At 71.9% G+C, this 15976-nt stretch carries 12 protein-coding genes and 1 pseudogene; 7 read left to right on the forward strand and 6 right to left on the reverse strand.

What is annotated here, in order from left to right:
• Window positions 1–1172: 1172 nt before the first annotated feature.
• The 5 genes and pseudogenes from GT045_RS32105 (at window position 1173) to GT045_RS32125 (ending at window position 4796) form a co-directional block, all read left to right on the forward strand.
• On the forward strand, window positions 1173–2036 hold the full coding sequence (locus GT045_RS32105; protein WP_345942817.1) for a hypothetical protein: 864 nt from the start codon (window positions 1173–1175) through the stop codon (window positions 2034–2036).
• Between the two features lie 21 nt (window positions 2037–2057).
• Window positions 2058–2852, forward strand: a pseudogene (locus GT045_RS32110) (IS256 family transposase); the annotation flags it as partial.
• Window positions 2849–3364 carry a GNAT family N-acetyltransferase gene (locus GT045_RS32115; RefSeq protein ID WP_161336330.1) on the forward strand — a complete coding sequence of 172 codons (516 nt, stop codon included), beginning with the start codon at window positions 2849–2851 and terminating at the stop codon, window positions 3362–3364. The pseudogene GT045_RS32110 and the gene GT045_RS32115, both read left to right, overlap by 4 nt.
• A 191-nt stretch (window positions 3365–3555) precedes the next feature.
• Window positions 3556–3798, forward strand: coding sequence for a DUF6411 family protein (locus GT045_RS32120; protein ID WP_161289212.1), 243 nt, complete (start codon window positions 3556–3558; stop codon window positions 3796–3798).
• A gap of 155 nt (window positions 3799–3953) precedes the next feature.
• Window positions 3954–4796: a hypothetical protein gene (locus GT045_RS32125; RefSeq protein ID WP_237539033.1), complete on the forward strand. Its 843-nt coding sequence runs from the start codon at window positions 3954–3956 to the stop codon at window positions 4794–4796.
• On the opposite strand, the gene GT045_RS32130 is transcribed toward GT045_RS32125, so the two are convergent.
• Window positions 4768–6252: a glycosyltransferase 87 family protein gene (locus GT045_RS32130; protein ID WP_161336331.1), complete on the reverse strand. Its 1485-nt coding sequence runs from the start codon at window positions 6250–6252 to the stop codon at window positions 4768–4770. The genes GT045_RS32125 and GT045_RS32130 overlap by 29 nt on opposite strands.
• 324 nt (window positions 6253–6576) lie before the next feature.
• Here GT045_RS32130 and ppk2 point away from each other — a divergent pair, with 324 nt between their 5' ends.
• A complete protein-coding gene (ppk2, locus tag GT045_RS32135) occupies window positions 6577–7557 on the forward strand; it encodes a polyphosphate kinase 2 (RefSeq protein ID WP_345942820.1) in 981 nt (326 codons plus the stop codon).
• A 161-nt stretch (window positions 7558–7718) separates the two neighbouring features.
• Here the strand turns inward: ppk2 and GT045_RS32140 are convergent, their stop codons facing one another.
• The 4 genes from GT045_RS32140 to GT045_RS32155 form a co-directional block, all read right to left on the reverse strand.
• Window positions 7719–8963, reverse strand: coding sequence for a Cmx/CmrA family chloramphenicol efflux MFS transporter (locus tag GT045_RS32140; RefSeq protein WP_161336357.1), 1245 nt, complete (start codon window positions 8961–8963; stop codon window positions 7719–7721).
• 133 nt (window positions 8964–9096) lie between these two features.
• Window positions 9097–10221: a DUF6183 family protein gene (locus GT045_RS32145; protein WP_161336332.1), complete on the reverse strand. Its 1125-nt coding sequence runs from the start codon at window positions 10219–10221 to the stop codon at window positions 9097–9099.
• A gap of 148 nt (window positions 10222–10369) precedes the next feature.
• Window positions 10370–11674 (reverse strand): hypothetical protein, encoded by a 1305-nt coding sequence (locus GT045_RS32150; protein WP_345942818.1) that lies wholly within the window; start codon window positions 11672–11674, stop codon window positions 10370–10372.
• Window positions 11675–11875: 201 nt separating this feature from the next.
• Window positions 11876–12565 carry a nitroreductase family protein gene (locus GT045_RS32155; RefSeq protein WP_161336333.1) on the reverse strand — a complete coding sequence of 230 codons (690 nt, stop codon included), beginning with the start codon at window positions 12563–12565 and terminating at the stop codon, window positions 11876–11878.
• A 136-nt stretch (window positions 12566–12701) separates the two neighbouring features.
• On the opposite strand from GT045_RS32155, the gene GT045_RS32160 reads away from it, so the two are divergent.
• Entirely contained in the window at window positions 12702–13235 is a 534-nt protein-coding gene (locus GT045_RS32160; protein ID WP_345942819.1) for an Lrp/AsnC family transcriptional regulator, read from the forward strand.
• A gap of 192 nt (window positions 13236–13427) precedes the next feature.
• Here the strand turns inward: GT045_RS32160 and GT045_RS32165 are convergent, their stop codons facing one another.
• Window positions 13428–15902, reverse strand: a complete 2475-nt coding sequence (locus GT045_RS32165; RefSeq protein WP_237539034.1) for a glycosyl hydrolase family 18 protein — start codon at window positions 15900–15902, stop codon at window positions 13428–13430.
• Window positions 15903–15976 lie beyond the last annotated feature (74 nt).

Here is a 15976-nt window from a genome sequence, read left to right on the forward strand (position 1 = left end):
CTTCCGTCACGCGCTGCGAGGAGTCGAAGACCTGCTCAGGCGTCAACAACCTCATGTCCCGCAACCACCCAGGCACTTCGTTCGGATCATCCAGTGCTGCGTAACATCGCCCCTCAGGACCGGGGAGGCGTGAGACGTGGGAATCTTCCGAAGGAAGCGCGGTGGGCAGTGGATGCCTCCGCCCGAGCTGGTTGCCGAGGCCGAGGCAAATCCAGGGGGCTGGGTGTACGAGATCGACGGGAACATGGTCGATGATCCGAGGGGGGCTGTGCCCCCTGAGGCCATCATCGCGGCTTGGCAGGTAGACGCTCGCGGCCGGCTCTCGGGCGGCTACCAGGCAAATCCGAACTACCGACCTGGGGCGACAGGGCAGTAGCCCGTATGAGGCGAGGTGGTGCGGCCGTTTCATCCCGGTCGTCGGCTCGTTGGTCTGGTCGTGCCGTTGACTGACGCGCAGTGGGCGCGGATCGAGCCGTTGCTCCCGGACCGGACGCCGCGACGTCGCGACGGGGGTGGCCGGTGGAGGGATCACCGTGAGGTGATCGGTGCGATCGCCTGGAAGTTCCAGACGGGCTCGCAGTGGGCCCACCTTCCCGAGAAGTACGGGAACTGGCGAGGCGTCTACAACCGGTTGCGGATGTGGGCCGTCGACGGCACCTGGGAGGGGGTGTTCACCGCGCTCATCGCGCAGGCCGACGCCGAGAAACAACGCAACCGGGTCGTCTCGGTCGACTCGACCGTCGTGCGTGCCCACCAGCACGCGGCCGGAGCCCGCAAAAAAAGGGGCGACGACCGGCGAACCTGCGGACCACGCCATCGGCGGATCCTGCGGGCCGGCTCACCACGAAGATCCACTTGGCCTCCGACGTCCACTGCCGGCCGCCGGCCTTCACGCTTACCGCTGGGCAGGCCGGTGACGCGCCACGCATGGGTAGGATCACGCTGCACGCCGAGCGGACGGTTCGAGTCACGCCGCGCACGGCACAGGCGAAACATCGGGGGCGCATGCGATGAGTACGCACGGCAATGGTCAGTGGGGTCCGGGCGGACCCGCTTACGGCCCCGGTGGACAGCCGGGCTCAGGTCCCGCCCCTCAGCCTTACCCCGGAGGCGGACCCCATCCGTACCCCGGCGGTCCCGGCGTGGGGCCCTACCCGCCGCAGCCCGCCCCCGTGCCGCCGCAGGGGTTTCCGGGACGTCCGCAGGGCTGGGGCCCGTACCCGTCACCACCGCACGGCGGTGGCCCGCAGCCTCCGTTCCCGCGACCGCTCCGGCCGCCGCTGACGCGCGGGCAGCGGATCCTCAAGTGCGTCTACAACCCGTTCTACGCAGCTCAGCGGGCCTTCCGCCCCTCGCGCCCGGACGCCGTCGAGGACCTGACGGTACGCAAGATCCAAATGTGGCGGACCGGGCTCGGTGCCGCCGCCTGGCTCGTGCTGGTCATGTCGTACAAGCCGGTCGACACCGCTAAGGGTGCCGACGCCGTGGCGAGCGACAAGTTCGACCAGAGCTGGACCAGCACACTCTTCCTCGTGTGTGCTTTCCCGTTCGTGATCGCCCTGTTCGCGTTCGCCGCGCAGGGCGCGCTGCGTCGGCTCTATCTGCGACGGTCCCTGAAGCCCTTCGGGGCGGTGGCGGCTCTGATGGGGTCCATGGCAACGTTCCCGCTCGCCGTCGCGCCCGACCCGGCGACCACTGGCTTCCGTGATGCCATCGGGATTCCCGGCATGGTCGTCCTCATCGTCCTCTGCACATGGTCGCTGGGATTCGCCTTGTACGGGATCGCACTCTGCCTCAACCACGTGTTCCGCACCGCCGATATCCACGAGGTGCTGCCGCCGGTTCTCGCCACCGTGCTGGCGTGGGTGATGGCCACCCTAGACGTGATCGATAACGCGAACGCCGAGGTTCCCGTCCTTGCCCGGGTCGTGTTTCTGCTCGGTGCTCCGGTGTCGGTGACGGTGTTGTCGTGCTGGGAGCTGTACCGGCTGCGGAAGTACCACAACCTGCCCCTGCGACAGGCCCTCGGCCGCTAGGGCCCGTCTTCGAAGATCGCTAGAGGACGGTTCTCCTCGGCGATTTTGGCGCCGTGGTGCCGCAGGTCACCGAAGATCGCGGAGGTGCTGCCGCTGCTCTACCTGCACGGCCTGTCCACTGGCGACTTCATGCCCGCGCTGGAGCAGTTCCTCGGCTCGGCCGCCGGCCTGTCGCCGGCCACCGTCACCCGCCTGACCGCCCAGTGGCAGACTGATCACGCCGTCTTCCAGGAGTGCGACCTGCCCGGCACCGACTACGTGTACGTGTGGGTAGACGGCATCCACCTGCGCATCCGCCTGGACGAGGCCAGAGCCGCCGTCCTGGTGGTGATCGGGGTGCGCGCGGACGGCACCAAGGAACTGGTGGCCATGACCGACGGCTACCGCGAGTCGTCCGAGGCATAGGCCGGCCCGCTGCGGGACTGCGCACGCCGCGGCATGCGCGCCCCGGTCCTGGCGGTCGGCGACGGCGCGCTCGGCTTCTGGAAGGCCCTGCGCGAGGTCTTCCCCGCCTCCCGCGAGCAGAGGTGCTGGGTTCATAAAACAGCCAACGTCCTCGATGCCCTGCCCAAGTCCGCGCAGCCGGCGGCGAAGAGGGCCCTGCACGAGATCTGCAACGCCGCGGACCGCGAACACGCCGGGCAGGCCATCAAGGCGTTCGCGAAGTTCTACGGGGCGAAGTTCCCCAAGGCCGTCAAGAAGATCACACCGGTGGCGCGCGGCGAACGTACCCCATCTCGCGTCGCACTCGTGCGGGCCGGGGCCCGCTTCGAGCGCGGCATACTCGTCGAACGTTCCGATCAGGAGGCAGCGTGATCACCCTCAAGCCCGAAACCATCCGCACCGACCGGTTGGCCTTGCTTCCGCTGCAGGTCGAGCACGCCGACGAGATGGCCGCGGTGCTGTCCGACTCCGGCCTGCACACCTTCACCGGCGGCACCCCGGACACCGCCCAGGATCTACGCGCCCGCTACGAACGTCTGGTGGCCGGCTCCCCCCGCCTCGGTGAATCCTGGTGCAACTGGGTCGTCCAGCTCCGTGACGCCTCCTGCCTGGCCGGCTACGTCCAGGCGACGGTCACCACTGACGACCGCGGTGCCGCTGCGGAGATCGCCTGGGTGACAGGCACCCCCTGGCAACGACGCCGCATCGCCACCGAAGCCGCCCAAGGACTCGTCGCCTGGCTCCGGAAACACCCGGTGCACACGGTCATCGCCCACATCCACCCCGACCACCAGGCATCCGCCGCCGTCGCCACCGCAGCCGGCCTCACCCCCACCGACCAGTCACACGACGGAGAGACCAGATGGCAGCTGACGATCAGCTGACCCCACACATCCACAGGTCTTGACGATTACTCAAAGACATAGGGGCATCCTCCCGGCTCGGTGGGGCCGGGCCCGGCGTCGTGTGCTCGGCCCCCGGCACAGGTCGGACCGTGTGGTCGTGGGCGGACGGGGCAAGCGAGGGAGCGAAGGAGCAGAACACCTGCACGCCCCTCGAGAACTAGGAGACCGAGATGGTCATCGGCGTCGTCATAGCCGCCTGCGTGGTCCTGGCCGTGCTGGCATTCCTGTTGCCGCGGCTTTCGCGTCACCCGCAGAACGGCGCCCAGCGTGGGCTCGGGGCCGGTGCGCGCGCCGGCTCGAAGGCACCCGGCATCCTCGGCCGCCTGCTGAGCAAGCCGTTCAGCTCCAGCTCGCGGGCGATGGGCCGCAGCGGTGCCGCCGGGCGACAGGCCCGCGGCCGTATGCCGTTCTGAACGCACCGACGGAACCACAACGGAACCCGGCAGCGAAGTCCCACCGACCGCGACGCGCGGCACTCACGGTACTTCGGGCCGGCCCTCTGCCCGCTGTCTCCGGGGGAGTGGGGCCACGACCGGCGCCGGAACAACGCCCGCTAGTCTCCTGTCGTATGACGATGCGGGGGCGACGGCTGGGGGCCGTCATCGGGGTGGCGGTGCTCGCGGCGGTCTGTGCCTCCGGTACGGAAGGCCCGCGACCCGTGCGCGATGCCTCGGACCTCGGCTCCCTCCCGGCGGACCGCTACACCACCACATCGCAGGACTACGAGCGAGCCCAGCGGGCGTCGGCGTTGCTGGTGCGGCAGTGCATGGCGCGGCGGGGCCATCCGGACTTCCCGCTCGACCCCCGCTATCCCACTGATCCCCTCGTGGCCACCGCCGTCGCCACCGACTACGGCGCGCTGGATCCCGCCGACGCCCGCCGCTGGGGTTACGGGTGGGATCCGGCGAAGTCTCCGGTCCGGCGGCCCGAGGGCCGCCGCATGACCGATGCCGAATACGCTGACATGCCCGCCTGCGGCACAGAGGCGGACCGGCGTCTGATGCGCGGTGTCGACGTCAGCCGGGACTGGCTGTACGCGAGCACACGGGCCGTCGAGGTCGACAAGGCGGTGAAGCGGGACCCGCGCCTGCGAGCGGCCTGGGCCGTGTGGTCCCGCTGCGTGGCCGAAGACGGAGCGACCCGCTACCCCGACCCCGTCGCGGCGTACACGGACCCCGCCTGGCAGCGCGGCAGCGACGGCAACACCCGGCACACGCGGCGGGAACGCGCCACCGCCGTCGCTGACGTCATGTGCAAGCGCCGCCACCGTACGGCCCAACTCTGGTACGCCGTACGGGCGCAGAAGCAAGCGGTGGACATCGCACAGCACCGGGAGCGCTACGACGCCGGGCTGCGGGCGCTGCGGACGTACCGGGCCAACATCACCGAGGTGCTGCGGGAGCTCGGCTGACGAGCCGCCGACGCCCGCCCCGGGCGCGGCGCCGACCGGCGCGCAGACCGGCTCCGGCCGCGACGGCGAGGGCGGCCGCACCGTAGGCCCACGCCTGGAGGGGGAAGCCCGGCAGCAGCCGGCCCGCGAGGTAGAGGACGGTGCCGGCGAGTGTGAGGGAGAGCCACTCCCAGCGGCCGTCCAGAGCCACCAGGGCGATGACGAGCAGGGAGTACCAGGGGTAGCCGGGCGACAGCAGGAGCAGCGCCGTACCGGTCAGCAGCAGGGCGCCGCGCCAGGGCCGGGCCGGGTCCCCGTGCCACCACACATGGAGGGCGGTCAGCCCCAGCAGCACCACGGCGGCCGGGGCGGCCGCCGCGTCCGGCAGCAGAAGACGCAGCAGGGCGAAGCGGCTGACGTGACCCGGTTCGTAGCCTTCTTCGTGGAGGTACCCCGGCAGGTATCCGAGGACGCCGGCGCCGGAGGCGATCACGTAGGGGAGATAGGCGAGCGCGACCGCCGTCACGGCGGACACGACGACGCGCAGCACGGGTGCCGGACGGCGGCGCCCCGACAGGGCACCGGGCACCGCGAGAACGGGAAGTATCTTCACCGCGATCGCCGCCCCCAGCAGGCCGCCGCGGCGGACACCCGCCGTGGCGGTGCCGAGCGCGAGGACGGTGAGCAGCACGCCGAGAGTGTCGACATGCGCGTTGTCGACGGCTTCGAAGGCGACGGCCGGGCACCAGGCCCACAGGGAGGCACGAGCCGGGGCCCGCGCCGGGTCCCCGCGTCGGCGCAGCACCGCCAGCAGCGCCAGGGTGGTGCCGAACGCCAGGACCGCACCGCCCACCTGCATCGGCTTGTGGCGGCTGCCCGGAGGGGAGACGCTGTGGACGGCCAGGTACCAGCCCTCGGCGACGGGCGGGTAGATGGTCGGGACGGTGGGCCGGTTGATGCGAACGCACAGGCCGCCGTCGGTGTGCGTCAGTCCCCAGCCCACGCAGGTCCCGTGGGCGGGGAACAGCCAGTCGTCGCGCAGCCGCGCCAGTTCGGGGGCGGCGGGCGGATGGGCGTAGGGGGAGATCCCCGCCGCCTGGACCCGGCCGTCCCAGGCGTAGCGGTACATGTCGTTACTGGTACGGGGTGGCGCGGCCAGCCCGGCCAGCAGTACCGCGGCCGACCCGAGCAGGACGAGGACCGTCGCGGCGCGCGGGGCCAGCCCGCGCACGGCCCGGACGGCGATGGCGTACAGCGCCCAGGCCAGTGCGTATCCGACCAGCAGGCGGCCCGGGTGCTCCACGTTGTCGCCCGCGTGGAGGGTGGTGACCACGACGGCGGTGAGGGCGGCGAGGAGCCCGGCCACGACGGCGGTGCGGGCCACCGGGGCGCTGCGCGCCTTCGCCGGCGGGGTGCTGCACGGCCGCCGCTCGGCGGGGTCCGGGCCCGGCCGGCGGGATGTGGTGGTGTCGGTCATGGCCGGGCAGGCCCTCCCTGGTCCGCGGGGCGCTCGCCGGTGACGGAGAGCTGTCGATCACCTCCCTCACCTTACGAAGACGGACCGCGCACCACGGACCGGGCGTCCTTACGGAACCGTGACGTCCCCGGTGCGTGCGGGGTCCGTACCGCCCCGCGCGCCTTCGGCTCACCCGGGACAGCCGACGCGACCGCCCGCGATCGACGGTCACGGTCGCGGCACGGTCCGTGCATGCCGGGGATCACGGTTCACCGCCGTGCCGCGGGGCACTGGGGCAGGGAGCGAGAGGGGTGTGCCGTGGTGAACGAGGGCGACGAGGGCACGGTGGGCGCGGACGGCGGCGAGGGCGGGGACGGTACGGCCCAGAGGAGACTGCTGGAGGGACTGCGCGTCGACGAGCGGCGCCCGGAGCTGCCGGTCCTGCTGAACGCCGACGGCAGCCCCATAGAGACGTGGCGGGAGAACTACCCCTACGACCGCAAGATGCGCAGGGACGCCTACGAGCGGGACAAACGGGTCCTCCAGATCGAGCTGCTGAAGCTGCAGCGCTGGGTCAAGGAGACCGGGCAGCGCATCGTCGTCGTCTGCGAGGGGCGGGACGCGGCCGGCAAGGGCGGCACCATCCAGCGCTTCACCGAACGCCTCAACCCCCGTGGCGCCCGGGTGGTCGCCCTGGAGAAGCCCACCGAGCGCGAGGCCGGTCAGTGGTATTTCCAGCGCTACATCTCGCACCTGCCGGCTCGCGGGGAGATGGTCTTCTTCGACCGTTCCTGGTACAACCGGGCCGGCGTGGAGCGCGTCATGGGCTTCTGCACGGACGCCGAGTACCGGCACTTCCTGGAGCAGGCGCCGCTGTTCGAACGGCTGCTCACCGACGACGGCATCCTGCTGGTCAAGTTCTGGTTCTCCGTCTCCCGCACCGAGCAGCGCACCCGGTTCGCCATCCGGCAGGTCGACCCGGTACGCCGCTGGAAGCTCTCGCCGACGGATCTGGCCTCGCTCGACCGCTGGGACGACTACACGACCGCCAAGGTCGACATGTTCCGGGCCACGGACACCACGCACGCGCCGTGGACGGTGGTGAAGAACAACGACAAGCGGCGTGGCCGCATCGAAGCCATGCGCAGCCTGCTCTACCGCTGCGACTACCCGGCCAAGGACGAGGAGGCGGTCGGCAAGCCCGATCCGCTGATCGTCGGAGCGGCGGACACCCTGCTGGAACCCGGCGAGGAGCAGACCGTCCTTTCCCCCACCCCGCTCGCCGGACACGGCGACGGCCCGGGCCTGCACCCCCGGCAGGGCTGAACCGGGAGCCCCGGCGGCCCGGTCTCGTAGGCCCGCCCCCAGCGGCCCGGTCCCGACGGCTCGGCGTCACCGGCCCGGACTGGGCGGCTCGGTGGTTCCTGAGGGGAAGGGTAACCACGACCGTCGACCCCCGGCCCACGCCCCCTCGGGACCATCGCTCCCTAGCACACGGCGGTGTCGACCGGGTCGCGGACGGGGTCCGCCGCGGGCTCGGCGGCGGCCGGGGACCCCGAGGCGAGCACCTGGGCCGGGCGGCGCGCGGTACGGCGGTCCAGGCGCAGGGCGACCACGGCCAGGGTGATCGCGGTGACGGTCATGGCGGCGCCCGCCCACGCGGTGGCGGCGTAACCCAGGCCCGCGTCGATGACGGTGCCGCCCAGCCACGGGCCACCGGTGTTGCCGAGGTTGAAGGCGGCCGTCGTGGTGGCCCCGGCCAGGGTCGGGGCGGCGCCGGCCACGTCGAACATGCGGGCGTTGAGGGCCGGGGCGGTGAAGAAGGCGGAGAGGCCGAGCAGGAAGGACAGGGCGATGGCCACGGCTGCCGTCCCGGCCAGCAGAGCGAGGGCCGCCAGGAAGGCCGTCGAAGCGGTGATGCCCCAGATCATGACGCCGAACAGATGGGCGTCGGCCACCCGGCCGCCGACGGTGGTACCGACGAGCGCGCCGATGCCGAACAGTCCGAGGATCCACGGGACCCACGTCGACTCCAGCCCGGCAACGTCCGTGAGCAGCGGCGACAGATAACTGAAGGCGCAGAACACCCCACCGGCGCCCAGGGCCGTGATGCCGATGGCGAGCCACACCTGACGGTCGCCGTAGATGCGCAGCTCGCGGCCGAGCGTCGGCCGCTCGGCGGGCAGCGGGATCGGGGGGATCAGCGCCAGGATGCCGACGAGAGCGACGGCGGAGGCCGCCCCGACCGACCAGAACGCGGAACGCCAGCCCAGGTTCTCGCCGAGGAACGCACCGGCCGGGACACCGAGGACGTTGGCGATGGACAGGCCGCCGATCATGACAGCCATCGCGCGGGCCCGCTGGTCCCTGTCGACCGTGGCGATGGCGACGGCCGCACCGACCGCCCAGAAGCCGGCGCACGCCAGGGCCGAGACGACGCGGGAGGCGAAGAGCAGCTCGTAAGTGGGAGCGAGCGCCCCCGCGACCTGTCCGAGGCCGAAGAGACTGATCAAGGTGATCAGGGTGGTGCGACGCGGCAGCCGGAGCGTGCCCACGGCCAGCAGGGGCGCCCCGACGACCATCCCGATCGCGAAGGCGGATATGAGAAGACCCGCCTGCGGGATGCTGACATCCATGTCCTCGGCGATGGGCCTCAGCAGCCCGGACAGCATGAATTCGCTGGTGCCGAGTGCGAAGACGGAGAGTCCGAGGACGTAGACGGCCATGGGCATGCGGGGGCGTGCGGTGTCTGGGGGCATGACACTCACCAACCCGCACGGACGCGATCACATTCCCGCCGTCCTGCTGCCCAAGCCGTGCGGCGGTCCACCAGGGGCCGGCCGCCGGCAACCGGAGACGGCCCCTTCAGTCGGTGTCCGTCGCGGCGAGCACCGCCAGACGCCGGCCGCCGGGGGAGAGCGCCGCCAGACCGATGTCCCAGGCGACCTGTTCGAACCACTGCGTACCGGCGTCGAAGGCGTGCCAGCCGCAGTCGAGCACCTGGGCTTCGGCCTCGGCGGCGGTGGCACCTTCCGGGCTTCCGGCCAGCGCGGCCAGCGACCGCCAGGCCGCCAGACGGCCGTAGGCGCCGTACGAGCCGGAGCTGTACGCCCCGCCCGTCGACGCCGCTGCGAACAGCACCCGCCACGCCAGGGCAGGCGGACAGACGGTGACCGACAGGGGGGTCTTCTTCCCCGTCCCGCGCAGGCACTCCAGACCCAGTGCCAGGAGCGCGCTCGGAACCGTCCGGGCATCCAGGGGCTCGGCGAGGTCGAACACCCGGGCCTCGACACGCCCGTTGGACTGCTCGGCCCAGTTGGCCGGTGCCGCACCGATCCTCGACGCGACGGCCGGTGTCGTCGTCTCCCGCGCCGCAGGGACGTGCGCGTCGGCGATCACCGCCGAGGGGCGGTCCTCGGACGGTCCGTACGGCATCGAGTGACTGCTCCCACGGATGCCGTAACTCGGCAGGTCCGCTTCCTCCTCCATGCCGGACCGGGTCAGCGGCAGCCAGCCGAGCGGGTGATGACTCCAGTGCGGCGACGTCGCCCAGCCCGCGATCCCCGGAACCTCCCCGACGGCCACCCCCCTGAGCACCAACTCGTGGACGAGGCAGGCCCGCAGCTCCTCCGGAGCGTGCCCGGTGAACGCCACGTTCAGGTCCTCCGCCGCCTGGCCGGAAGCCAGCAACGAGGCCGTGTAGCGATCCAGCCTCCGGCTGGTGACCTCTGCCGATGACACCAGCCGGAGCGCCTGCGCGACATGGCCGGGGCCTGCGGTGGTGGCCAGCAGCCGCAGGAGATGGTCGAAGACACTCCGGTACTGCCACACCGGCTCCCCGGTGCCGTACGCCCGGGCGAGAGCGATCCCGAGGTCCGCGACCCAGCCGGCGTCCCCCTGAGCGACCCGGCCGTCGGCCACGGCCCACACGCCGTGGACCTCCTTCAGGTCCGCCAGCCCCGCCACGATCTCCTGTATCTGATCAGCCACGGCACCGAGCATACGAACCCGGCGGCCCCAGCCGTGAACAGCGCCTGTCCGGGACCGGCTTCAGCCCCCGGACAGGGCCCCACGGCCCCATGGCTCCGGTGACCGTCACCACGGCGCCGGCGTACGTGCCGTCGGCCACCTCGTCAGGTCAGACGTCGCTCGTGGACCTGCGTCGGCGCGCGGCGACCGTCGCTCCGGCGCCGAGCACGACGGCGGCGGCGCTGGTCAGGGCGAGCGGCACCGTCGCCGAAGAGGCACCCGTCTCCGCGAGGGTGCCCTGGGCGCCGGTTCCCGTGGCCGTCTTCCCGGTCACCTGCTGGGACGCGCCACCCTGCGCCGAGGGACCGGAATCGTCCTGGGGCTCCGGCGCACCGGGCCGCTGGTCGTCGTGCGGGTCGGGCCGGCCGGGTTCGGCGTCCCCGGTCGGGCCGGTCTCGGTGCCCGCGGGCGTGAGCTTGAAGTCGTAGCGGTTCATCGGGCCCAGGATGCACGGGTGGTAGGCGTCGGAGGCGTCGCCGGCCAGCAGGGCGAGGCCGTCGGCGTCCTCGGCCGCGGAGTCGACCGTCATGCGCAGCTTCACGTCGGTGTGCTCGCCCGGCTTCATCACGTCGATGTGGGCGATGTGCTGCGAGCCCTTGCCGTCCACGGTCTGCCAGTCGGTGCCGTTGGACCACTCGACCTTCAGCACGCTCTTCGCGTCACGGCTTTCCCCGGCCACGTGGAAGAAGACCAGGGGATCCACGCTCAGCGTGCGCTCCGTGCCGTTGTCCACGCGCAGGACGAAGTCGACGGTGCTCCCGGCGGCGACCTTGGCCGGCAGCCCCACCGCGAGGGAGGTCAGCCCGTTCTCCCGGACGCACTCCTTGGCGGCGGCGAGCGCCTTGTCGGCGGCCTCCTTGGCCGTCCGGGCCTGCTCCAGGGCCTGCTTGGTCCGGCTGTACGCGCGGACGGCCGCCACCCGGGCGTCGTCGAGTGCCGTGTCGGCCTGCCGGGCCGCCGCGTCGGCCTTCTGCTGGGCCGCGACCGCCTCGGCCAGGTCGCTCTCCGCGGCATCGAGGGCCGCCTGCGCCTCGGCCTTGCCGGTGTCGCCCTCGGCCGCTTCGAGCGCGGCCTTGGCGTCCGCGACCGCCTGCTCCGCCTTGAGCTTGGTGCCGGCCGCCTCCTTGGCAGCCTTGTCCGCGGCGATCACCGCCGCCTTGAGGGGGTGGGTGTCCGAGTCGAGGGCCTCCAGGGCGGCCTTGACCTCCTTCTGTCCCTCCGCCTCGGCGGTGACGGCCGCGTCGTAGGCCCTCTGCGCGTCGGTGGCGGCCTTGAGCAGCTCCGCGTACGTCGGCAGGTTCTGCGTCAGCCCCGCGGCCGTCCCGTCGGCGAAGGCCGGAGCGGCGGTGATCAGCGCGATGGGCGCGGCCGCGGTGACGGTGGCGGCCACGGCGAGGGAACGGCGGAACTTCACGGGCATCCTTTCGCAACCAGGTCGGCGGTCATCGGGCGACCCACGTCGTCAGCCTGGCAGTCGGTGATCATATAGTCCGTGTGAAGGAACGGTGATCCTTTTTCCGGACGCGCTGCTCCTGGGGGCAGGCGACGGCAGCCCGGCACAGCTCGTCGGTTGGCGGCTGCGACGCCGCCTGACCGACCAGGCGCCGGAACGCGCTCACGACCGGCGGCCCGGACTCTCCGCGGTGGCCTCCGCCGGCGACTTGCGTGCCAGGTCCGGGACTTCGCAGTCCGCGGCCGCGTAGCCGATGGGAAAGAGGATGTACGGCCGCTCGTTGCCGGGCCGCTCGCAGATCGAGGTGAGGAAGCCCATCGGGTTGGGTGTGTGCGTCAGCGTGCTCAGCCCCATCGCGTGCAGCGCGGCGATGAAGAACCCGCACGCGATGCCCACGCTTTCGTTCACGTAGTAGTTCTTGCGCAGCGAACCGTCCGGCATCGCGGTGCTCTTCTCGGCGAAACAGACGACGATCCACGGCACGACGTCGAGGAAGCTCTTGTCCGAACTCGTTTCGAGACGGGCGAGCGCGGCACGCCACTCGGGCGGGATCCGGCCGCCCTCGTAATTGGCCTGTTCCTCCTCCTCGGCCGCGACCCGGATGCGGTGCTTGGTCTCGGCGTCACCGATCACCGCGAACTTCCACGGCTGGAAGTGGGCCCCGGAGGGGGCGGTGTTGGCCGCGGCGATGGCGAGGTCGATGCAGGCGCGCGGGACCGGCTCGTCGCTGAAGAACCGCACGCTGCGCCGACGGTCGAGGAAGGACACGAAGTCCCGGCCCCTGCGGACCATCTCGTCCTCGTCGTACCGGTCGGGTCGGTAAGGGACGAACGGGTGGGTGTGCTGCCTCACGACTGCTCCTCGTGGACGGGGAGTCGCCAGCGTGGGCCCCTGACAGCCGAATCGGCAACAGTCCCCTCACTCCCTTGCTAATCTGACGAACACTGAGGCGCAGACGTGCCTTCGAGGCAGCAGATCGGCAGATGCGGTGGCACGGCAAGGACTCGACGCGCTCGACGGCCGGATGCTGCGACTGCTCCGGGAGCGCCCCCGCGAGGGCCTGCTGGAGATCGCCCGCCGGCTCGGCGTCGCACGCGGAACACTGCAGGCGCGGCTCGACCGACTCGCCGAGTCCGGTGTCGTGACCGGTTTCGGCCCGGACGTGGACGTCGCCGCTCTCGGGCACGGGGTGGAGGCGTTCACCACGTTCGAGGTGGATCAGCCGGCCCGCGCGGCCATCGTCGCCCGCTTGCGGGCCGTGCCGCAGATCCTGGAGGCCCGCATCGTGACCGGCCCCGGCGACATCTGGTGCCGGATCGCCGGCACGAGCAACCAGCACGTGCAGCAGGTGATCGACCATGTCCTCGAGGTTCCCGGGGTCCGCCGCAGCACGACGGTCATCGCCCTGAGCGCGGTCATCCCCTACCGGGTCCAGCCCCTGGTCGACGAGGTCGCCGGTGGGTCGCGGAATCCGGACACACGTCGTGGACGAGGGGTGACCGAGAGCCGTTCCGGTGGATGAGCCCCCGTGCGGTGCCGGTGGCCGCTCGGTACGACCGTCTGGCCCGGTGGCGGCCGCCCGACGCGTCGAGGACGTCCACGCGCACACCTCCCCACCGCGCCGCCCGGGTCGTACGGCCGCCGGGGCGCCCCCTCGGGCGGACGCCGTCCACGCGAGGGGGCGCCCCGGCGGTGCGGGGCGGCGACGGTGCGGTCACTTCAGTCCGTCGTCGAGCGCGGTCATCAGCAGACCGTTGGGCGTGTCACCGGACATCTCCCAGACGAAGCCGCCCAGGAGCCCCTTGGACCTGATCCAGGCGGTCTTCCTCCCGATGGACCAGGCGTCGTCGAACGTCCACCACTGGCCGCCCGGGCCGGTGTAGCCGTAGGTCGACACGGACTGCTCGTCGTGGTGGACGGTCATCGCCGGGAAGGTGGTGACGAGGTTGTCGTAGCCGCGCACGCCGGCCTCGGTGTCGAACTGGCCGGGCGCCGCGCCGCCGGCGTCCTGCCACTCACCGGCGACCCCGCCGTCCGTCACGCCTTGCCAGCCGCGCCCGTAGAACGGGAAGCCCACCGTCAGCTTGCGCGGATTGACCCCGGCCTGCAGATAGACCTTGATCGCGTCCTCGACGCTGAAGTGGAAGGGGTAGGGGTCCTGCGCGTCGGCGTAGAGGTCGGAACCGTGGCCGGTGCGCCTGGGCTCCCACGAATTGTCGCTGCCGGCGCCGTGGAAGTCGTATCCCTGCACGTCGGCGTAGTCGAGCGAGTCGAAGATCCGGCTGAGGTCCCAGCCGGCGGAGATCTTCGCCGGGTCGGCGGGCGTGAACGCGGTCAGCAGCCGGTGTCCGCCGCCGAGCGCGTCGAGCTGCTTGCGGAACTCGGCCAGCAGCGCGGTGAGGTTGGCCTTGTCCTGGGCGCCGTAGTGGTTGCCCGGGTGTCCTTCGGAGCCGGGCCACTCCCAGTCGATGTCGATACCGTCGAAGATCCCGGCGGCCGTGCCCGGGCCGCCCGCGCCGTTGTAGACGGGCAGGTCACCCTTGATCCACACGTCGACACAGGACTTGACGAACTTCTCCCGGGACGCCTGCGTGGCAGCGGCGTCCGAGAAGAACTTCGAGTACGTCCAGCCCCCGAGCGACACCAGGACCTTCAGCTTCGGGTACTTGGCCTTGAGCTTCCTCAACTGGTTGAGGTTGCCGCGGAGTCTGCCCCAGCCGTCGTCGGCGACCCCGTCCACCGACTGTGCGGCCGACATGGGACGCGCGTAGTCGGCGTCCGCGTCGCCCGCGCCGGTGCCCTCGTCGGGGTCCTGCGGGTTCGCGGAGACGCCCTTGGTCACCCCCGCCTGACAGGTGAGGTCGGCCGGGTCGAGGTTCTCGAAGGCGTAGTTGACCACGTCCAGCCTGGCCGCGGCGCCCGAGGTGTCCAGGTTCTTCACGAAGTACTGGCGGCCGTAGATGCCCCACTGCGCGAAGTAGCCCACCTTGAGCTGCTTGCCCTGACCGGCGACGTCGTCGGTCGTGGCGGCCACCGTGTTCGACGCGGGCGAGGAGTTGTCGGCGGTGTCGCGGGCCTTGACCGTGAAGGTGTAGGCGGTGGCGGGGGAGAGCCCGTCGACGGTGGCCGTCGTGACGTCCGCGCCGACGGTCTTCGCCAGCGTGCCGCCGCGGTACACGTCGTAGGCCGCCACGGCCACGTTGTCGGTGGCCTTGTCCCACGCCAGGCCGACACTGACGGAGGACTTGCCGGTGGCGCGCAGATCGCCGGGCGCCGTAGGGGGAGTCGGATCGGTCGCCGGGTCCACGGTCTTGACGGTCGACGGGGCACTCGGCGCTCCCACGTTGCCGCGCGCGTCCCTGGCGCGCACGGTGAACGTGTAGCTCGTCGCCGGCGTCAGGCCGGTGACGGTGGCGGAGGTACCGGTCGTGGTGGCCACGGTGCCGGAGCCGCTGAGCACCTCGTAGGACGCCACCGGGTGGTCGCCGCCCTGTGCGGCGGCCCAGCGCAGCGCGACCGAACGCGCCGTGACCGCGGTCGCCTCCGGGGCCCCCGGCGCGGTCGGCGGGACGTCCGGGGTGCCGTCGCACTTGTCGCCGTTGACGGTGCAGCCCGTGGGGGCGCCGATCGGCCCGTCGGCGATGAACCAGTAGCTGTAGGGCTCGGTGCTGCCGCCGGCCGGGACGCCGGCGTTGTAGAAGGCGTTCTTCACGCTCACGTGCCGCCCGGAGACGGTCGCGGCACCGTTGTAGTGGCCCGTCACGGAGACCCCGGCCGGCAGGTCGAACTCCAGGTCCCAGCCGCTGACGGCGGCCGAGCCGCCGTTGTGGACGACGTACGTGCCTTTCCACCAGGAGCCGTTGTCCTGGGCGGTGAACGTCGCCGTCAGCGTCCCGGCCGCGTGAGCGGGAGCGGCGAGCGTGGTGAGCAGCGCGAGCGGCAGAAGCAGCGCGGTGCCCAGGGCGGCGATCCGTCGCCGAGACCGGACACCCCGACGCCGGGCGCCGGGGCGTGCGCCGACACCCCAGAACGGGGTTCCGCGCGGCGGCGTGGACGGCTGGGTGCGTGCGGGTGCGGGTGGCTCTGTGCGTGGTGGTCTGCGCAGGTGGAACATGGCTCTCCCTGTGATCGTGGGGTGGTACAGGGCCGAGGTGAACCGGGTGTGCGCGTTGCCTGACTGAGGGCTCAACGTAGAAGGTCTGGACCAATGCGTCAACGGCTTCGGGTGAGACCCGGATCCTGTCCCGCACCGGCGCACGGGAC

Source organism: Streptomyces sp. SID486 (assembly GCF_009865385.1).
Classification (GTDB): domain Bacteria; phylum Actinomycetota; class Actinomycetes; order Streptomycetales; family Streptomycetaceae; genus Streptomyces.